Annotated in this window: 14 protein-coding genes and 1 pseudogene; 4 read left to right on the top strand and 11 right to left on the bottom strand. The window is 69.7% G+C overall.

Annotated features, from left to right (window positions below; all coding sequences use genetic code 11):
- Complete coding sequence (locus BKA10_RS14750) at positions 1 to 738, top strand: hypothetical protein (RefSeq protein WP_183500659.1); 738 nt, start codon at positions 1 to 3, stop codon at positions 736 to 738.
- 225 nt (positions 739 to 963) lie between these two features.
- On the opposite strand, the gene BKA10_RS14745 is transcribed toward BKA10_RS14750, so the two are convergent.
- Positions 964 to 2,205: an FAD-binding protein gene (locus tag BKA10_RS14745; RefSeq protein WP_183500658.1), complete on the bottom strand. Its 1,242-nt coding sequence runs from the start codon at positions 2,203 to 2,205 to the stop codon at positions 964 to 966.
- Between the two features lie 151 nt (positions 2,206 to 2,356).
- Here BKA10_RS14745 and BKA10_RS14740 point away from each other — a divergent pair, with 151 nt between their 5' ends.
- Positions 2,357 to 3,370, top strand: coding sequence for a LacI family DNA-binding transcriptional regulator (locus BKA10_RS14740; RefSeq protein ID WP_183500657.1), 1,014 nt, complete (start codon positions 2,357 to 2,359; stop codon positions 3,368 to 3,370).
- 190 nt (positions 3,371 to 3,560) lie between these two features.
- Here BKA10_RS14740 and BKA10_RS14735 read toward each other — a convergent pair whose 3' ends face one another.
- From BKA10_RS14735 to BKA10_RS14700, 8 genes and pseudogenes are all read right to left on the bottom strand, one after another.
- The gene (locus tag BKA10_RS14735; RefSeq protein WP_183500656.1) at positions 3,561 to 4,556 is read right to left on the bottom strand and encodes an arabinan endo-1,5-alpha-L-arabinosidase; all 996 of its coding nucleotides are present in this window, start codon (positions 4,554 to 4,556) and stop codon (positions 3,561 to 3,563) included.
- 44 nt (positions 4,557 to 4,600) lie between these two features.
- Positions 4,601 to 6,101 (bottom strand): annotated as a pseudogene (gene arfA / locus BKA10_RS14730) (arabinosylfuranosidase ArfA).
- A gap of 77 nt (positions 6,102 to 6,178) precedes the next feature.
- Complete coding sequence (locus tag BKA10_RS14725; protein WP_183500655.1) at positions 6,179 to 6,841, bottom strand: YesL family protein; 663 nt, start codon at positions 6,839 to 6,841, stop codon at positions 6,179 to 6,181.
- Positions 6,838 to 8,136 carry an arabinan endo-1,5-alpha-L-arabinosidase gene (locus BKA10_RS14720; RefSeq protein ID WP_183500654.1) on the bottom strand — a complete coding sequence of 433 codons (1,299 nt, stop codon included), beginning with the start codon at positions 8,134 to 8,136 and terminating at the stop codon, positions 6,838 to 6,840. Before BKA10_RS14720 ends, BKA10_RS14725 begins: the two co-directional genes overlap by 4 nt.
- A complete protein-coding gene (locus BKA10_RS14715; protein ID WP_183500653.1) occupies positions 8,133 to 9,089 on the bottom strand; it encodes a carbohydrate ABC transporter permease in 957 nt (318 codons plus the stop codon). The genes BKA10_RS14720 and BKA10_RS14715 overlap by 4 nt, the downstream gene beginning before the upstream one ends.
- Before the next feature lie 8 nt (positions 9,090 to 9,097).
- Positions 9,098 to 10,069, bottom strand: coding sequence for a carbohydrate ABC transporter permease (locus BKA10_RS14710; RefSeq protein WP_206686705.1), 972 nt, complete (start codon positions 10,067 to 10,069; stop codon positions 9,098 to 9,100).
- Positions 10,070 to 10,079: 10 nt separating this feature from the next.
- On the bottom strand, positions 10,080 to 11,414 hold the full coding sequence (locus tag BKA10_RS14705) for an ABC transporter substrate-binding protein (protein WP_183500652.1): 1,335 nt from the start codon (positions 11,412 to 11,414) through the stop codon (positions 10,080 to 10,082).
- A 304-nt stretch (positions 11,415 to 11,718) separates the two neighbouring features.
- A complete protein-coding gene (locus BKA10_RS14700; RefSeq protein ID WP_183500651.1) occupies positions 11,719 to 15,435 on the bottom strand; it encodes a proline dehydrogenase family protein in 3,717 nt (1,238 codons plus the stop codon).
- 36 nt (positions 15,436 to 15,471) lie between these two features.
- On the opposite strand from BKA10_RS14700, the gene BKA10_RS14695 reads away from it, so the two are divergent.
- Together BKA10_RS14695 and BKA10_RS14690 are read left to right on the top strand one after the other, a co-directional pair.
- Positions 15,472 to 16,212: a hypothetical protein gene (locus BKA10_RS14695; RefSeq protein WP_248199199.1), complete on the top strand. Its 741-nt coding sequence runs from the start codon at positions 15,472 to 15,474 to the stop codon at positions 16,210 to 16,212.
- On the top strand, positions 16,187 to 16,825 hold the full coding sequence (locus tag BKA10_RS14690) for a hypothetical protein (RefSeq protein WP_183500650.1): 639 nt from the start codon (positions 16,187 to 16,189) through the stop codon (positions 16,823 to 16,825). The genes BKA10_RS14695 and BKA10_RS14690 overlap by 26 nt, the downstream gene beginning before the upstream one ends.
- A gap of 386 nt (positions 16,826 to 17,211) precedes the next feature.
- Here the strand turns inward: BKA10_RS14690 and BKA10_RS14685 are convergent, their stop codons facing one another.
- Together BKA10_RS14685 and BKA10_RS14680 are read right to left on the bottom strand one after the other, a co-directional pair.
- Positions 17,212 to 18,600, bottom strand: coding sequence for a hypothetical protein (locus tag BKA10_RS14685; protein WP_372491438.1), 1,389 nt, complete (start codon positions 18,598 to 18,600; stop codon positions 17,212 to 17,214).
- Between the two features lie 109 nt (positions 18,601 to 18,709).
- A complete protein-coding gene (locus BKA10_RS14680) occupies positions 18,710 to 19,270 on the bottom strand; it encodes a thioesterase family protein (RefSeq protein WP_183500648.1) in 561 nt (186 codons plus the stop codon).
- Between the last annotated feature and the right edge of the window lie 37 nt (positions 19,271 to 19,307).

The following is a 19,307-nucleotide window of genomic DNA, read 5'->3' as shown; positions in this document are numbered from 1 at the left end:
ATGGGGCGACGTACAGGAGAAGAGACGCGGGCGCTGCTGCTGCGCGTCGGGATGCAGATGCTGCTCGAGCGCGGGGTGAGCGCGGGCGTGCAGCACATCCGCCTGCAGGAAGTCCTGCGCAAGGCGGGTCTGACCACGGGTGCCGCCTACCGTCTTTGGGCCGATCAGACCGACTATCAGCGTGACCTCGCCGTCGCGATGGTGCGGCTGCGGCTGAGCAGTCCGGCCGACTACGCGCGCGAGGCCGTGCAGCAGCTGATCGACTCGGGCGCCCCGGGCGACGACGTGATCCGTGCTGCCGCTCTGGCGCATGTGCGCACCGCAGCGCTCGATCAGAGCGATCCGGATGACGCGCGCGACGCGCAGCAGTTCTTGGTGTCGCTCGCGTTGCGCACGGCCGCCGACACCTGGCCAGAGCTCAAGGAGGCCAGCCGCGAACGGCATCGCGAGTCGATCGACGCGTTCGCCGAGTTCTACGGCTATCTCATGGCCTCGTACGGCCTGCGGATGAAGTCGGGGCTGACCCTGCACGATTTCACCGAGGCGATGGCCGCGATGGGCGAAGGGTTCGCGGTGCGCGCCGTCGAGGGCATCGACCACCCCACGTACCGGTTCGACGCGTCGCACGAGGCTCCGCAGGGCGAGTGGACGCTGTTCGCGCTCGGCGTGCGCGCGCTCGTCAACGAGTTCATGACTCCGGTCGAGGCGCCGCAGGACAGCGACAACTCCGACACCTGAGGGGGAAGGGGCCTCCGGGGTCGAAGGACGAATCTCCCTCAACCCCGGAGCGACACTCCCCCCGGTGTGTCGTCGAGCGGCCGCCGGCTGGAACGGGCTCTACAGACGCTTCCCCAGTTGCGCCCCCACAGACATAGTGGACCGCACTCTTTCAGCTCGCCAGAAAGATAACTTGTTTCTCGTTGACGCCGGAATCCTGCATGGAGTCCAGATAGGCGCCTGCGCTCACAGGCCCAGTCGCTCGAGGAATGCGTTGCCGAATCGGCGCTGCGGATCGAGCCGGTCGCGCAGCCGGGCGAAATCGTTCCAGCGCGGGTAGCGGGCCGTGACGGCGGCACCGTCGAGAGTGGCCAGCTTGCCCCAGTGCGGACGCGCCGACGCCGGCAGCGCCCGCTCGATCTCGGGCAGCAGGACGGTGACCGCGGGCACGTCGAGGCGCCAGGTGAAGTGCAGGCCGACCGCATCGGTGTCGTACGCCGCACTCAGCCAGAGCCGGTCGGCGGCGATCGTGCGCACCTCGCACACGAGCAGGTGCGGCGCGATGCGGGAAGACAGCCCGCGCAGCGCCTCGACCGCGGCGACGGCGTCGCGGCGCGGCACGAGGTACTCGCTCTGCAGTTCGGCCCCGGCAGACGGCGTGAAGGCGAGCCGGAAGTGCGGCAGCCGGTCGAACCAGGGGCCGGGCTCGCCGAGCTGGGCGGTGCACGGCTCGGCATCGATCCCGGGGATGGGATGCCGGGGTCCGTCCGCCGGCACCGCTCCGAACACGCTGAGGTCCGGCGCCGCGCCGCGCGATTTCACCCACACCTGGTCGATGCGATCGGCGTCACCCCAGGTGGTGAACAGGCTGACGCTGTCACCGGAGGCTTCGAGCGTGTCGAGGTCTGCCAGCACGGCATCCCACCGCGCCCCCTCGAACACGGTCTGGGCGATGTCGTATGCCGGCTCGACATCGAGCTCGAGCGCGGTGACGACGCCCAGGGCACCGAGGCTCACCACCGCCCCGTCGAAGTCGGGATCGCCCCGCTCGAGCCGCACCCGGGCGCCGTCGGCAGTGAGCAGCTCGAGTCCCGCGATCTGCGTCGCGAGCGAGCCGATCCGCTCCCCCGAGCCGTGCGTACCGGTCGCGACGGCCCCGGCGACCGAGATGTGCGGCAGCGACGCGAGGTTCGCCAGCGCGAAGCCGCGCTCGTGCAGCCAGGGCGCCAGTTCGCCGTACCGGATGCCGCCGGGCACGCGCACGCGGCGGTGTGGCTCGTCGAGCTCGGGCTCGCCCGGCAGCGACACCAGTGAGACGAGCACGCCGTCGGTGTCGGCGATGTCGTTGAACGAGTGCCGGCTGCCGAGGACCCGGACGCGAGGCTGTGACGTCACGATGCCGGCGAGTTCGTCGATGGATGCCGGGGTCCGCAGCTCCCGGGCCCGGTAGACGGTGTTCCCGGCCCAGTTGCGCTCACGGCTCGGCATGCCGGCGCCCCCTTTCGTCTGCGGTGTCGCGGTGCCTTCGCGCGATGTCTCCATTGTGGCGGGTGCGGGCGCGCCGCACGGTTTACAACGTTATACAAGCGCAGGATGGACGCCTAGACTGGACGGAGATCCAGCGAGACGGGACACGGTCATGGTTGCCACACTGCACGATGTGGCCCTCCTCGCGGGGGTGTCGATCAAAACCGTCTCGAACGTCGTCAACGACTATCCGCACGTGCGCCCGTCGACCCGGACGAAGGTCGAGCAGGCGATCGCCGAGCTGGGATACACGCCGAACCCCACCGCACGGAGCCTCCGTTCAGGACGCACCAACGTCATCGGCCTGGCGGTCCCCGACCTGGCGCTGGCGTACTTCGCCGAGCTGACCGCCGCCGTCATCGCCGCCGCCGAGGCATCGGGACTCTCCGTCGTCGTCGAGCAGACCGGCACGGGCGACCGTGCCCGAGAGATCAGCGTGCTCACCAACGCCCGGCGCAAGATGACCGACGGCCTCATCTTCAGCCCGCTCGAGATGGGGCCCGAGGACGTCGACCACCTCGACGTCGGGTACCCGCTCGTGCTGCTGGGCGAGCGCATCTTCGACGGTCCCACCGACCACGTCACGATGCGCAACGTCGAGGCCGCGCGGGCGGCGACCGAGTACCTCATCCACTCCGGCCGCACCCGCATCGCGGTCGTGGGCGCGCACGAAGACGAAGTGATCGGCTCGTCGGCGCTGCGCATGCAGGGATATCGCGAGGCGCTGGCGGCGAACGGCATCCCGTTCGACCCTGCACTGATCGGGCCGTCTATCGAATGGCACCGCGCGAACGGCGCCCACTCGATGGCCGACGTGATCGCCCGGGGCGTTCCGTTCGACGCCGTCTTCGCCCTCAACGACACGCTGGCCTTCGGCGCGATGCGGGCACTGCAGGAGGCTGGACTGCGGATTCCCGACGACGTCGCCGTGATGGGCTTCGACGGGCTCGACGAGGCGCAGTACTCGATCCCGTCCCTGACGACGGTCGACCCCGGACGCGACTGGATCGCCCGCACCGCCGTCGACACCCTCCGCGAGCGCGTGCGCATCGACAACACCCAGCCCCCGACGCTGAAGCTGGCCGAGTTCACGATCCTCGAGCGCGAGTCGGCGCCGCCCGCCTGAGCATCACCGGGCGTTCGTGTCGCAGGACATCTCGCCGCGGCATCCGTCCTCTGACCGAGACACGCCCGGGATCCCGAAAGCATCCTGCGAGCCGAACCAGCCGACCCAGCCGACCCAGCGAGCCGGCCGAACCAGCCAAACCAGCCGAACCGGCCGACCCAGCCGAATCGGCCGAACCGGCCGAAACGGGTCACTCCGGCGGCCACTCCACGCGCGGCCAGCCGTCCTCCCACCGGATCGGCAGCAGCCCCAGCCGGAACTGGCCGTCCATCGTGGCGTCGTAGAAGTGGAACGCGAGGCGATCGGCCGAGACCGACTGGCCGCCGGGGCCGATGCGCGTCCCGTCGGTCTGCAGGACGAGCGTGCCGCCGTCTTCGAGCAGAGGGGTGCCCTGCTCGTCGACGTACGGACCGGTGACCGACTCCGACCGTCCGACGGTGATCCAGTAGGTGCTGTCGACGCCCCGGCAGCAGGAGTCCTTCGAGACGAACAGGTAGTACCAGCCGTCGCGCGAGACGATGTAGGGCGCCTCGATCGCGTTGGCGCCGCTGCCCCGATCGGCGATGCGCAGCGGCTCGGCATCGTCGGCACGCAGACCGCTCGGCCACGACAGCTCGACCATGCGGATGCCGCTCCAGAACGAACCGAACGCCATCCAGGGCACGCCGTCCTCGTCCACGGCGATGCCGGGGTCGATCGCATTGAAGTCGGTGCCGGCCGACTCGATCACCGGGCCCTGATCGACCCACACGTAGTCGGGGTCGTCGGGATCGAGCGTCGTGTTGGTGGCCAGCGCGATGAGCGACGTGTTCTTCCCGAAGGTGGATGCCGAGTAATACAGGTACCAGGTGCCGTCGTGCTCGTAGAGCTCGGGCGCCCACAGGTTGTCCACGCCCGGGATCGCCTCAGTGAGCCACTCCGGCTTGGTGTCCCAGACCTCCCCGACGTACTCCCACGACGCGCCGTCGTCGGAGCGCCGGATCTGCACGTTGCCGTCGGCGATCTGCCCGTTGCCGGTGGAGTAGATGAACGACGGCTCGCCGTCCGCCCCGGCCACGTAGGCCGGATCGTGCACGTACACATCGCCGGTCTGCTCCACGGCCGCCGGCTCTGCCGCGCAGCCGGCCGCGCCCAGCACCGCGACGACGAGCGCCCCGGCTGCCAGGGGGCGCGCGGCGCGACCCATCCGTCCGCGAGCTGTGCGGCCTGTCCGCCCACGGCGCACACCGGTCATGACAGCGCGATGGCCGACCACGACACCGGGGGCAGCGTGACCGTCAGCACCCCGTCCGCGAGCGAGGCGCCCTCGAGCGGCTTGAGGCCCACCCGCTCCTGGTCTTCGAGCGTGTTCCTGGCGTAGACGTCCTCGTCCCACAGCGTCGTCGCCTCGGCGATGGCGCCCGCCCCGAGTGCGGTGACGTCGATCGAGACCTCGATGGACTCGGTGCGGCTGCGGTTCACCAGGAACACGGCGCCGCCCTCGTCGTCCGCGGTGACGACCGCGTCGACCAGCGGCGCGTCGCCGTACACGGCCGTCGCATAGGTGCCGACATCGATCCGGGGCCGCAGCACAGTGCCGCGCGCCAGGCGCGAGGTGACCGAGAACGGGAAGAACGTCGTCTGCCGCCAGGCGTCGCCGCCCGGTTCGGTCATGATCGGCGCGATGACGTTGACCAGCTGCGCGAGCGAGGCGCTGGCGACGCGATCGTGGTTGCGCAGCAGTGTGATCAGCAGGTTGCCGAGCACCACGGCATCCGCCACCGAATACACGTCCTCGAGTTGCCGCGGCGCGTAACGCCACTGGTCGTTCACCTCGTCCGACTCACGGTGCTCGTCGAGGTACCAGATGTTCCACTCGTCGAAGGAGAGCTTGATCTTCTTCGAGCTGCGCAGCTTGTTGCCGACGTGATCGGCGGTGGCCACGACCGTCTCGATGAAGTACTGCATGTCCAGCGACGATGCGAGGTACGAATCGAGGTCGCCGCCGCGCTCCTGGTAGTACGCGTGGCACGAGATGTAGTCGACATGGTCGTACGCGTGCTCGAGCACGGTGCGCTCCCAGTCGCCGAACGTCGGCATCATCGATCCCGACGACCCGCAGACGACCAGTTCCAGGGTCTTGTCGGCGGTCTTCATGGCCTGCGCGGTGCGGGCGGCGATCTTGCCGTAGTCGTCGGCGGTCATGTAGCCGGTCTGCCACGGGCCGTCCATCTCGTTGCCGAGGCACCACATGCGGATGTCGTGCGGCTCTGCGGTGCCGTTCGCGATGCGCTGATCGCTCAGCGCGGTACCGGACGGGTGATTGCAGTATTCGAGCAGGTCGAGGGCCGCCTCGATTCCGCGTGTGCCGAGGTTGACGGCCATCATGAGCTCAGAGCCGGTCAGCTTCAGCCAGCGGGCGAACTCGTCGACGCCGACCTGGTTGGACTCCAGCGCGTGCCACGCGAGGTCACGGCGGACCGGGCGCTTCTCGCGGGGGCCCGACGCTGTCCTCCCAGCGGAAGCCGGACACGAAGTTGCCGCCCGGGTAGCGGACGGTGGTCGAGCCGAGCTCGCGGACCAGGTCGACGACGTCGAGGCGGAAGCCGTCTTCGTTCGCGGTGGGGTGGCCGGGCTCGTAGATGCCGTCGTAGACGCAGCGCCCGAGATGCTCCACGAACGACCCGAAGATCCTCCGGTTGAGGGGGGCGACGACGGCGTCGGAGTCGACGGTGATGCGTGCGGTGGTCACGGTGTTCCTTCTTTCATGGGCGGGGTGCGGGCAGCACCGCAGGTAGGGGCGGGCGCAGGCCCGGTGCGTTCGCGCGGTCAGTGCGCCGGTGACACCACCGGCGGGCGCTGAAGAGCGTGCGGATGCTCGGGGTCGAGCTGGGCGAGCCGGTGGTCGACGAACCACCCCGCGACGTACAGCGGGACGGAGACGCCGATGAGCGGGACGAGCATGGGCAGCACGGAGAGCGCGAATGCCACCACCCCGAGGGTGACGACGAGCGCGACGGTCATCGCGGGCGAGACCAGGGGCAGCGAGACGGCGTAGCGCCTGGTGGCGCGGATGCCGTCACGGTACCGCGCTTCGATGACGAGCCCGGCCACGAGTGCGACGGCGGCGTAGGCGAGGACGACCCACGAGACGACCAGCAGCGCCGCGCCGAACTGGGCGGGCAGGTGCGGCAGCACCGCGAGATCGGCGACTGCGACCAGCAGAGCTGCGGCGAAGGGCACTCCGAGCAGGTTCGCCCGCCAGAACGACCGGCGGTACTCGGCGACGAAGGACCGGACGATGCCGGTGCTGTCGCCGTCCCGGAGCCGGGTGAGGGATGCCGTGGTCGCGGCGAGCGCGGGCAGGGTGCCGAGCACGACGAGGCCCGCGATCACGCCGGCCGCGAAGAGCAGGTTGACGACGATCAGCGCCGAGACGACGCGCAGCCACACCATGATGCGGCCGGCCCAGCCGCCGTACTCGGCGTTCACGAGACCACCTCCTGCGACCCGATCCAGACCACGCCGTCGGCATCGAGCCCGCCGAAGGCGAGGACCGCGCAGCCGGCCGCCGGGTCGTGGGCGCCGAAGACCACGGCATCCATTCGCACCTCACCGTCGCCGGTGTGCACGACGATCTCGCCGGCGACGGCCTCACCCGCAGACCGCAGCGCACCGGTGACCTCGAACGGGCGTGCGTCGATGACTCCGGCCTGCTCGGGGGCGAACCGGATGACCTGCCACCGGCCCGTCACCGCGCGAGGCGCGTCGAGCGCCTCGGCGTCGTAGCCGGCGAACGGGTGCGGCGACACGACCGGCCAGCCGGACGCCGTGACGTGCACCCGCCGGATCTGCGCCTCGTGCTGGAACGGATCGTCGGCGCGGCGGACGTGGTGGACGACGAAGCGGGCTTCACCGTCGCGGAAGACCGAGTTGTGCCCCGGGGCGATCCACGCGGCGCCGCCCGGGAACCGGTGCCCGCCGAGGATCTTCGTGCCCGCGCGCGCGGCGTCGCCGGCATCCGGGTCGAGCAGCGGCAGCCCGGTGGCGTCGACGTACGGGCCCTCGATCTGCGCAGCGACGCCGACCCGCATGCTGTACGTGTCGAACAGCGAGTCGTACGAGACGTAGAGCACATACCGCCCGGTCGCCGCGTCGTAGTCGATGTACGCGCCCTCGACCGCGCCGTCGACGGCGGAGGGACGACGGGCGATCAGGGTGCCGGGGTCTGCGGTGCTCGCCGCCCGCCCGGTGGCCGGGTCGAGACGCAGCGTGTGGATTCCCCCGAAGAACGACCCGTAGGTGAGCCACGGCGCGCCCTCGCGGTCGAAGACGACGGCCGCGTCGATCGCGTTGTGACCGTCGTGATCGTGTGCGGTGGCCACGACGATGCCCTCGTCGGTCCACGGTCCCCGCGGCTGCGGTGCGGTGGCCAGCCCGATCGCCGAGGTGCGCGACCCGAACGACGACGCCGAGTAGTACATGTGCCAGCGACGGGCATCATCGGCCTCCGGCCAGCGCACCACTTCGGGCGCCCACAGGCCGACCGCTCCGGTGTGCTCGCGCGCGGCATCCGGAACCCCGTCCAGCGCCGTCCCCACGAACGTCCAGTCGACCAGGTCGGGCGAGGTGCGCACGTGGGCACCGGCGGGGATGTCGTCCAGGTGCGCGGCGGCGTCGGTGGAGAACATGTACCAGATGCCGTCGTCGCCGCGCACGATCGTCGGGTCGTGGGCGTTGCGCGCCCCCCACGTGGCGGGGTCGGCGCTGGACGTCGGGGCGGTCATCCTTTGGCTCCCGTGAGGGCGACCGACTCGATGATCTGACGCTGGAAGAGGACGAACACGATGAACACGGGAATCAGCGCGATGAACGATCCGGCCATGATGAGCGGATAGTCGGTCTGGCTCGCGTAGGTCATGTTCAGGCTCGCGATGACCAGCTGCAGGGTCTGCTTCTCGGGCGAGTTCAGGTAGATGATCGGGGCGAGGTAGTCGTTCCACACCGCCATGAACCACAGGATGAACTGCGCCGCGATCGCGGGCCGGATGGCCGGGAAGATCAGCGTGAAGAAGATGCGCAGGTAGCCGGCGCCGTCGATCTTGGCGGCCTCGATGATCGAGTCCGGCACCGACGCCAGATACTGCCGGATGAAGAAGACCATCACGATGTTGCCGAACACGCCGGGCAGGATCAGCGGCCACAGGGTGTCGACGAGGCCCGCTGAGGCGAACATCGAGAACTGCGGGATCATGATCGTGGGGAACGGGATCATGATCGCGGCCAGCAGCACCAGGAACAGGACGTTCTTGAACGGGAGGCGCATCTTCGCGAACGCGAACGCCGCGAGCATCGAGGCGATCGTGCCGAGGATCGTGACGCTGGCCGACACGATGATGCTGTTCAGGATGCCGGTGGCCAGCGGCGCGGCGGTCCACACGCGGATGTAGTTCTCCCAGACCATCGGGTCGGGGATCCACTGCGGCGGCAGGGCGAACACGGCCTCTCGGGTCTTGAGCGACGTGCTGAAAGTCCACAGCAGCGGCGCGATCATGATGATCCCGCCGATGGCCAGCACGATCGTGACGATCACATTGGCGATGCGGTAGGACTTCGCCTGCCGGGTGCGGGGTGCGCGAGCCTTGCGGCGGCGGGTCGGCAGCAGTCGCCTGCCGGTCTCTTCGTCGATGACGGCCGTGCCGAGCACGGCGGGGGCGTTGGTCGTGAGGGGATGGGACATGGCGGGCCTCAGTCGATCGCGAACTGGAAGCGGCGGTTGAGCCGGAACTGGATGGCGGTGACGATGAACACCAGCACGCCGAGGACGAGCGCCATGGCCGTCGCGTAGCCCATCTGCAGATAGTTGAAGGCCTTCTGCCAGATGTACCAGACGATCGAGGCGGTCGAGAATTCCGGGCCGCCGGTGGGCGTCATGATGTTGATCTCGATGAAGATCTGGGCGCCGCCGATGATGTTGGTGACAACGAGGAAGAAGGTGACCGGGTTGAGCATCGGGAAGGTGATGTGCCGGAACTTCTGGAAGACCCCGGCACCGTCGAGCGAAGCGGCCTCGAACAGGTGCGGCGGCACCGACTGGAGTGCGGCGAGGTAGAGGAGCATCGAATAGCCGAGGCCCTTCCACACGGCCATGATGATGATCGCGGGCTTGGCGGTGTCGGCGTTCTGCAGCCAGTTGGGGCCGTCGATGCCGAAGACCGCGAGAACCTGGTTCACCAGGCCGAAGTCGCCGTTGTAGGCCCACTGCCACAGGATCGCGACGGCGGCCAGCGACGAGACGACCGGCACGTAGTAGACGGTGCGGAAGAAGGTCGTGCCACGCATCTTGCGGTTGAGCGCGAGCGCCAGCAGGAGTGCGAGCACCAGTCCGATCGGGATGCCGATCATGTAGAAGACCGTGTTTCCCATCGACTGCCAGAAGTAGCGGTCGCCGGCCATCTCCATGAAGTTGTCGATGCCGTTGGGCACTGGATCGCTGAGGCCGTTCCACTTCGTGAAAGACGTGAACAGCGAGAACACGAGCGGGTAGCCCACGAAGGCGAGGAACCCGATGACGGGCAGCGCCACGAAGGCGAGGGCGGCCCGATGCTCCTTGCGGTGGAGCCGGGACCGGCGAGGGGCGGACGTCGTCGTCATGTGCGTGACCTTGGTGTCGAAGTGGAGGGGGCGGGGGTGGATGCCGGTGCCGGGCGACACCGGCATCCATCCACGGTCAGCCGATTCCGGCGTCGGCGTTGGCCTTGTCGAGCAGGTCCTGCATGCGCGGCTCGACGTCGGCGAGGTAGTCCTCGGCGGTCTGCTCACCGTCCAGCACGGGCTGGATGTTCTTGAACAGCTCGTCGTACCACTCGGCGCTGTAGGTGTTGTTCGCCGGCAGCGCACGACCGTAGTCGTTGACGATGTCGAGGAACTCCTGCTTGTTGTCCGGCGGGAGGGTCGAGGAGGCGACCCACTCGTCGGCCATGTCGATGAGGTTCGGGATCTGCACGCCCGCGTCGACGAGCATCTGCTGGGCCGTCGGGTCGGCGCTGAGGTACGTCGCCAGCTCGGCGGCGAGGTCGCTGTGCTTGGTCGAGTTCGACACGGCGATGCCGAGCGTGCCCGTCCAGGTCGCGGTCTCACCGGTGGCGCCCACCGGGTAGGGAATCAGATCCCAGTCGAATTCGAGCGTCTGGTAGGTGGGGACATCCCAGGGACCGACCGGGAAGAACCCGATCTGGCCCTGCATCCAGCGCTGGTAGGTGTCGAGCGTCTGGGCGTCGCCCGCCGAGGGGGTGACCTGGTCGACGTTCGACAGGTCGGCGAACCACTGCAGCGCCTCGACGAACTCCGGGTCGGTGACGGTGACCTTCGTGCGGTCGTCGTTGAGCCAGTCGCCGCCGTTGGACCACACGAACGGCTGCAGGTTCCAGACGACGTTCAGGCCGGTGCCCCACTGGTCGACCTTGCCGTCGCCGTCGAGGTCCTTCGTCAGCTGCTTCGACACCTCGACGAACTCGTCCCACGTGTAGGGCTCGTCGACGTCGGGCAGCGGGATGCCGGCTTCCTCGAACATCGTCTTGTTGTAGCCGAAGGAGAACGGCCCGACGTCCTTGGGCAGGGCGTAGATGGCGCCCTTGCCCTGGGTGGTGCCGTCGAACCGGTAGCTGTCCACGCCGTAGGCCCACACGTTGTCGAGGTCGACCACGTCGGATGATTCGACCGCCTCGGTGATGTCGGCCACGACGCCGGTCTTCACGAACGCCTGCACGCTGCCCGGGTCGATGTAGAACACGTCGGGCACCTGCTTGCCGGCGATGGCCGCCTTGAGCTTGGTCGCGTACTCATCGGCCGTCGTCATGATGATCTTGACGTCGACGTCGCGCGTGCTCTCGAATTCTTCGATGGCCTTCGTGTACGCCGCCTTCTCGGCATCGCTGCCGCGGAACATGAACGTGAGTTGCGCGGTTCCGTCGCCCTCATCGCCCCCGCCGGCGCAGCCGGCCAGGAGCATGCCGCCCACCGCGAGCATCGCGGCGGCACCGACCAGCTTCCGTGACTTCTTCATCACGTGGTCCTCTCGTGTGCTGTGTGGTCGGCGCACGGGTGTTCTGTCTGCTCCGACCGAATGAATTACAACGTTGGAAACGCGTTGTGGTGAACAGTCTGGATCGCCGGTCGAGCCACTGTCAAGCCTTCGAGACCAGAAATTTACAACGTTGTAGTCTCGGGACGTCCTGCGCCGGTGCGTTCGTGTCGCAGGACTTTCGCCCCGGCATCCACGTTCAGGGGGTCGACTCGCCCGGGATCGCGAGAATCTCCTGCGAGACGAACCCGCAGCCCGCAACGGCTCCCCTCGCGCCGTCTGCCGCTCAGATGACCGCTTCGCTCCAGGGGTCGGGGTTGCCGAACCGGTGCGCGGTGATGGCGATGGCCTGCTCGTGCAGGAACGGCAGCAGCTCGAGCCGCCCTGCCGTGGTGACCTCATTCGCGTAGACCGCGAGGTCGGGGTCGCCGTCGACGGCGCGTGCCAGGGTGGCGTGCAACGCGCGGACGGCATCGGCCGGCCCCACCAGACGCACCCGATCGGAGCGCCGGGCGGGCTCGATGACGTCGTCGGCCGCGGGGGTGCCGACGGTCATGCGCTGGAGCCACTCCTCATCGGTCTCGACGAAGACGGGCACATCGAGTTCGCCGAGGGCACGCCGGACGGTGGCCGGCAGTCCGACCGGGGCGCTGAGGGTCAGGTCCGACCCGGCCCGGACGCCCGCGACGACGACGCGCAGGACCGCCTGCCACTGCGCCCCGCCGGTCGCGCGGATGCCGACCGGCACGGGCCGATAGCGGAAGAGGTTGCGTTCGACGGCGAGGTGCGACACGTCTTTGACCTGGCTGAACTCGCGGTCCCAGGCGATGGCGTCCGACAGCGCGGCGCGGCGCAGCCACTCGAACGACTCGTAGCCCAGCGTCGGCTGGGCCGCTTCGATGACACTCGTGATGCGGGTGTCGAGGCCGCGCAGGTGCAGGGTCGACGACGAGCCCGCACCGCCCGAGGCGCGCCACGACCCGAGCCCGATGAGATAGTTCGGCCCGCCGGCCTTGGCCCCGGCGCCGACGGCCGAGCGCTTCCAGCCGCCGAAGGGCTGACGCTGCACGATCGCCCCCGTGATGCCGCGGTTGACGTAGAGATTGCCGGCCTGGACAGTGTCGAGCCAGCGGGCGAGGTCGTCGGGGTCCTGTGTGTGCAGGCCCGCGGTGAGCCCGTAGGCCACCGCGTTCTGCAGCTCGATCGCGTGGGCCAGCGACGGCGCGTGCATGATGCCGAGCATCGGGCCGAAGAACTCCTCGAGGTGGGTCCGCGATCCGGCGCGGACACCGACGCGGATGCCGGGACTCCACATCCGCCCGGCGTACTCGGGCGGACTGTCCATCAGGCGCGGTGGCACGAGCCACTGCTCCCCCTCGTCGAGGGTGGTCAGTGCCCAGGCGAGCTTGCCGCGGGGTGGGTCGATCACGGGCCCGACCTCACTGCGCGGATCGGACGGCGGTCCCACCCGCAGCGACCGCGTCGCGTCGACGAGCTGGCGTGCGAAGCGCCGCGACCGGCCGACCGGACCGACCAGGATCGCGAGCGATGCGGCGGAGCATTTCTGCCCGGCGTGCCCGAACGCGCTGCGGACGAGGTCGGATGCCGCGAGATCGAGGTCGGCGCTGGGGGTCACGATGATGGCGTTCTTGCCGCTGGTCTCGGCCAGCAGCGGCAGATCGGGCCGCCACGAGCGGAACAGCGCCGCTGTGTCCCACGATCCGGTGAGGATGACACGGTCGACGTCCGGATGCGAGACGAGCGTCTCGCCGAGCGCGCGCTCGCCCAGATCGACCAGGGCGAGCAGGTCGCGGGGAACACCGGCATCCCACAGCGCCTCGGCGATCACCGCGGCGCACCGCCGCGCCTGGTGCGCCGGCTTGAACACGACGCCCGAGCCGGCGGCGAGCGCGGCGAGCACGCCGCCCCCGGGGATCGCGAGGGGAAAGTTCCACGGCGGCGTGACGACGGTGACCCGAGACGGCACGAACACCGCACCGCTGACCCGGTCGAGTTCGCGCGCGGTCGCGGCGTAGTAGTGCGCGAAGTCGACGAGCTCGCTGACCTCGATGTCGGCTTCGGCGAAGGGCTTGCCGGTCTCCGCGGCGGCGACCTCGATGAGCTCGGCGCGGCGCTGGGCCAGGGCATGGCCGGCCGCGATGAGCACCGTCGCGCGCTCGGCGGCGGGACGTGCGCCCCAGCTCTCAGCTGCGGTACGGACGCGCACGATGACCTGTTCGAGGACCTCGGCGTTCTCGACGTGCGCCGCGTCGATCACGGCATCCCCCGCGTGCGAGGTCTCGATGCGCGCGAAGATGTCGCGGGCCCACCCGCGATTCGCGGGCAGTGCCGGATCGGAGTCGGGCGCATTCGCGAACCCGGGGGCGCCCACGGCGCGCGCGCCGCCCTCGCGCCGTGCGAACACGGCCGTCTCGACGAAAACGTCGCCGCCGAACCGCTCTGCGGCGGCGATGACCACCTCGTCGGTGTCGGTGTGGGCGGCACGGGCGATGCCCAGCACGGCCTGGGTGAGGTCTTCGGGCGGTACGGCGGCGGTGCGGGTCAGCCGCGAGCGGCGTCCGTCGGCGGGAGCATCCGGGTCGGCGTCGTCGGCGGCCTCGGCCGCCCGGTCCTGCGTGCGGTTCGGCAGGGACGGGAGCGCGGAGTCCTTCGCCCGGTTCACCGACGACAGGAACCGTTCGCGCTCCCGGGCGAACAACTCGGGGTTGCCGGCGAGCTCGAAGGCGGCAGCGAGGAAGTTCTCGCTCGACGCGTTCTCCTCGAGCCGGCGGACGAGGTAGCCGATGGCCACGTCGAACTCTTCGGGCCGCACGACCGGCACGTACAGCAGCACCGGGCCCACCTCGCGTGAGACCGCCTGAACCTGCCCCTGCGCCATGCCGAGCAGCATCTCGACGTCGATGTCGCCCTGCACCGCGCGCTCGCCGGCGAGCAGCCAGGCGTAGGCGATGTCGAACAGGTTGTGCCCGGCGACGCCGATCCGCACCGCCGCGGTGTGCTCGGGCCGCAGCGCCTCGTCGAGGCAGCGCAGGTAGCCGGCGTCGGCGTCGAGCTTCGTGGCGTGCGTCGCGACCGGCCAGCCGTGCATCACGGCATCCACTCGCTCCATCGCCAGATTCGCGCCCTTGACGAGCCGCACCTTGATGCGGGCACCGCCGGCAGCGACGCGGCCGGTCGCCCACGCGGTGAGCTCGCGCAGTGCCGGCAGGGCGTCGGGTAGATAGGCCTGCAGCACGATGCCGGCCTCGAGACCCTGCAGGCGCGGATCGTCGAGCAGCCGGGTGAACACGGCGATCGTCAGGTCGAGATCGCGATACTCCTCCATGTCGAGGTTGACGAACACACCCCGCTCTGAGGCCGTCAGGTACAGCGGAACCAGGCGCTCGACGACGGTGTCGACGAGCTCGTCGAACGCCCACATCGAGATGCGGCTGACGATCGCCGAGACCTTGACCGAGACGTAGTCGACATCGTCGCGGCGGATGAGATCGTGGATGCCCTCGAGTCGCCGCAGTGCCTCGCTCTCGCCGAGCACGGCTTCGCCGAGGAGGTTCAGATTCAGGCGAGCGCCCGACTCGCGAATCTTCGCCAGAGCGGGACCGAGCTTCTCGGGGCGCGCATCGACGATGAGGTGACCGACCATGTGGCGCAGCGCGCGGCGGGCGATCGGGACGGTCGGGGCGGGCAGGACCGGGGCGATCGCTCCCCCGGCGCGCACGGCGGCCCGCAGTGGGGCCGGGAGGAAATCGGGGGTGATCGCACTGATGCGATGGAGAGTGGATGCCGCGGCTGCGAGACTCTCGGGTCGCATGACGCCGTCGACGAACCCGATCGTGAACGGCAGCCCGTTCGGATCCTTGAGCACGCCCGCGAGGCGCTCGGCGGCCGGGTCGACTTCGGCGTCGGCGGACTCTTCGACCCAGCGGCGGGCGAGTTCCACGGCGCGTTCGGGCAGGTCCACGTCGTGCGAGGGGTCCGACATGCGACAAGCCTACGACCGGCCTCATAGGCTGGGCGGGTGAGCACGCCCGAGAAGGCCCCCGCCGCCGCGGCGACGTCGATCTCAGCGGCGACGGACACCTCACCGCGCGCCGACGGCACCCCGCCTGTCGGTTCGGGGCCGGGCGCCGCACGACGCAACGTGTTCGGCAGGCTGCGCAAGGCTTCGGATCGCGTGCCGACGAAGTGGTTCGCCGCGATCGGCACGGGCCTGTTCCTCGCTGTGACGGCGGCGTTCGGTGGGCTCAACGCGGTTGCGGAGGAGGTCGTCGAGCCTCCGCGGCTCGTCGCCGGCGACACCCACACGAGCCCGCAGTTCGCCGTGACCGTCGAGCGGGTCGTGCTCATCGACGACCTGAGCGAAGCGGGTGTCTCGGCCGAGGAAGGCACGCGTGCGCTCGTGGTCATCGCGACGGCGACGAACACGTGGGATCAGCCGCAGGGCACGAACGGCACGGACTCGCTGGCCGAACTCATCACCATCGACGGCCTGGATGTGGCTGCCCCGTCCGGTATCGCCCGGATGGACGATCAGACCTACGGGCCCCGACTGCAGCCGGGCGTTCCGGCGCAGCTGGCGATCGCGTGGCGGGTGGATGCCGGCGCCTATCACGAAGGCGATGAGATCACGGTCGTGCTGACGGACCAGACGATGTTCACCGGCTCCACCGTTCTGGCCGGCCGCTACTGGGACGACCCGGTGGTCGGGGCGACGGTGACCGTGGTCGCCACCGATGTCGGCGCCGGGGTGGACTCGTGAGACGGCGGATGCCGCGACGCGCCGGGGTGTCGCCGTGAAGCGCTGGGCGGCATGGACCGCAGCGGGCGCGATGCTCGTCGCGGCCTGGGGTGTCGCCGCGATCACACCGCCGGACGACGCCGCGTCCGCACCGTTTCCGGTGGCGGCGACGCTCGGCTCGGAGGCGACCGGCCGCAACATGGCGCTGACGGTGACGAACCCCCGGATGTCCGAGGGTGCGACCGGTCGCTCGGCGGCGCAGAGCCGCGCGCTGTGGTCGGCCGAGGGCACCTGGCTGGTGGTCGACCTCGAGGCGCGCTCGCTCGACTCCGACACGGGGGTGCACCTGAACCTCGTCGATCTCGTGGTCGGTGAGCGCACGTTCTCGGCCAGCGACCGTCCGGTGTCCATGCGCCGCATCGGTCTGGCGACCGGGCTCGATCAGTCCGGTGGTCTCGCGTACGAGCTGCCCGAAGACATCCTCGACGATGCCGGCGCGGCCACCGCTCGCCTGCGACTCGGGCTGTCCGACGATGACCGGCTCGACTCGGTCATCGAACTCCAGCTCGATCTGACCACACTCCCCCATGAGTCCGATGCTGAGATCGCCGAGCCGGACTGGAGCCGGCCGTGAGGCGCGGGTGGTGGCGCCGCAACGCCGCGGCGCTGGCCGCACTTGTGGTGCTCGTGCCCGTAACGGTGCTCGTGGTCGGTGGCAATGAGTGGCGGGAGTACTACGGCTTTCGGGCCTCCATGCCCGTCGAGGTCGCGTCGGGCGAGCGCACGACCTATGCGGGAGCGGAGTTCGGGGGTGCGGACATCGCGCCTCTGACAGCCGAGGGGCTCGAAGTTCCGGAGGGAGCGCGCGCGTTCCTGGTCACCGTCGAGGTCGCGCCGACGACGACGACGCCGCCGTCGTGCCTGCCGTTGAGTCTCCATGAGCAGGGCGGCGCTCAGCGCGAGTGGAGTGTGGACGCATCCCTGCGCTGGTATGACCGCGATCGCCCGAGCGGATGCGATTCACTGGCCACCGGGCCGTACACCATCGCGACCCCGTTCCTCGTCCCCGACGACGCGACCGGTCCGTTCTTCGTCGACCTGTTCGTCGTCGGCGAGGCCCCGCGTTTCCTGCGTGTGCATCTCGACTGACGCGACCGGCTCGGCGCCTTCCGCGGCCTCGGCCGCTTCGGCGATCACTTCGATCGCCTCCCCGCGGGGCAGCGACTGGAGCGTCACGTCATAGGCGGAGGCCACGAGCGACATCCGGATCGGTTCGAGCACCAGCGGCACGGCGAGCATGATCACCGGGGTCAGGATCGCCCAGAACGTCTCGAGGTCCCGCGGTCCGACGAGACGCGTCAGACCGATGCTGAGGACCGACTCGAGTCCGAGCAGGACGGTGTAGAGCAGGACGTACGTGGCGATCAGCAGCGGACCCGCCCGCCACATCAGCACGACGGCGTTGCCGATGGGGCGCAGGCGCCCGGTCAGTTCCCTGCCGATGTCGTTCATCCGGCGCCGCAGCCACCCGGGTGTGGTCGTGTAGCGGTTGCGCGCCCGGTCCACGAGCCGTCCGGTCAGTCGCGGTGCCTGGGCCGCGACCGCCTGTCCGTAGATCACGCCGGCGATCGTGAGCCACGCGACCGGCAGCAGGATGATGCCGCCCGCCTCCCCGAGCAGCCATTCGATGCCGTCCCAGAGGATGCCGAGCGGCGCCACAGCGCTCGAGATCCCTTCGCGCAGGTCGCCCAGCCAGACCATCGCCTGTCGCTGGTTCACCCACCCTTCGATGCTGCCGAAGAACTGCGAGATCACGATCACCGACAGGAACACCCAGACGGTCTCCAGGTACACCGCCACCAGGCCCAGCACCTTGGGCAACCGGGCCTGGTACTTGCGATAGGCGGTGCGTCCCGCGAAGGCGACCACGATCATGATGATCGTGACGGGACCCAGCGTGAGGTCGTCGATCGTGCCGTCCCGGACGAACTCCCCACCGCTGAGGACCGTCTCCCAGATGATCCCCTGCTGCACTTCGAGGCCGCGCGCCATGTAGGCGATGACGTCTTGATTGAGCAGCTTCCACGCGGCATAGAAGGCGAAGAAGGGCAGGATGCCGGCAAGCAGCGCGTCGAGGAACGAGCGACGCCGCGCCGCGGCATCCACGGGCCTGGGGGCGATCGACTGGAGCTCGGTCAGCCCATCGCGGACGACCAGGAACATCGCGACGAACGAGATGAGCCGTGCCAGGACCGCGAGCGGCAGGAGGAGCAGGCCGCCGATCGCGGTGTACGCCCCGACATAGCCGGCGATCTGGATCACGATGTAGCGGGCCACGATGCCGGCCAGGAACCACGCCGCCAGCGCCGGCCAGTGCGCGGCGAGGACCCGGCCCGTCCGCGTCAGCATGGCGATCACGGCTTCACCGTAGCGCGATACGCCAGCGACCTCATCCCGGCGGTCTCATCCCAGGGACGTCATCCGACGAGTGTCGTCCGACGGGTGGATTCCCCGAGGTCTATTCCCAGAGGCTGGGCGCGGGTGCCTTCGTCGACGGCAGCGACGAGCCTTCGACCCACGTTGCGATCCACTCCGGCAGGGGCGGGAGGTCGTCGGGACGGTGGAGCGCCTCGAACAGCTCCTCCATCGGGACCACCCCGCCGCTGCGGCGCAGGAACCGCGCGCGCACGATCATCTCGGCGTAGACCTCACCGTCGACGACGGCGCGGTGGATCTGGTAGACCGCCTTGTCGTCATGACCGTAGAGCCGTGACTCGACGGTGAAGCGCTGCCACAGCTGCAGCGACTTGCGGAACGTGACCGTCTCGGTGGCGACGACCGCGTACCAGCCCTTCGCGTTCATGGCATCCCAGATGCCGGTGCGGATCAGCAGATCGAACCTGCCGAGGTCGAACAGCGACGCATAGCGGCCGTTGTTCATGTGGCGCAGCAGGTCGATGTCGGTCGGCAGGGTGCGCAGTCGAATCCGTCCCACCGAGGTCGGTGGCACAGGCCCTCGGCGCCGCAGCATGACCTTGGCGCGCATGATCGTCAGCAGGGTCCGCCACCATACATTCACGAGCGGCGATGATACTCTCTCTTCCCGCCATCGGCGG

This window comes from Microbacterium invictum, assembly GCF_014197265.1.
Classification (GTDB): domain Bacteria; phylum Actinomycetota; class Actinomycetes; order Actinomycetales; family Microbacteriaceae; genus Microbacterium; species Microbacterium invictum.
Note: the sequence above shows the minus strand (reverse complement) of the source record. Positions and strands in the feature narration are given on the sequence as shown.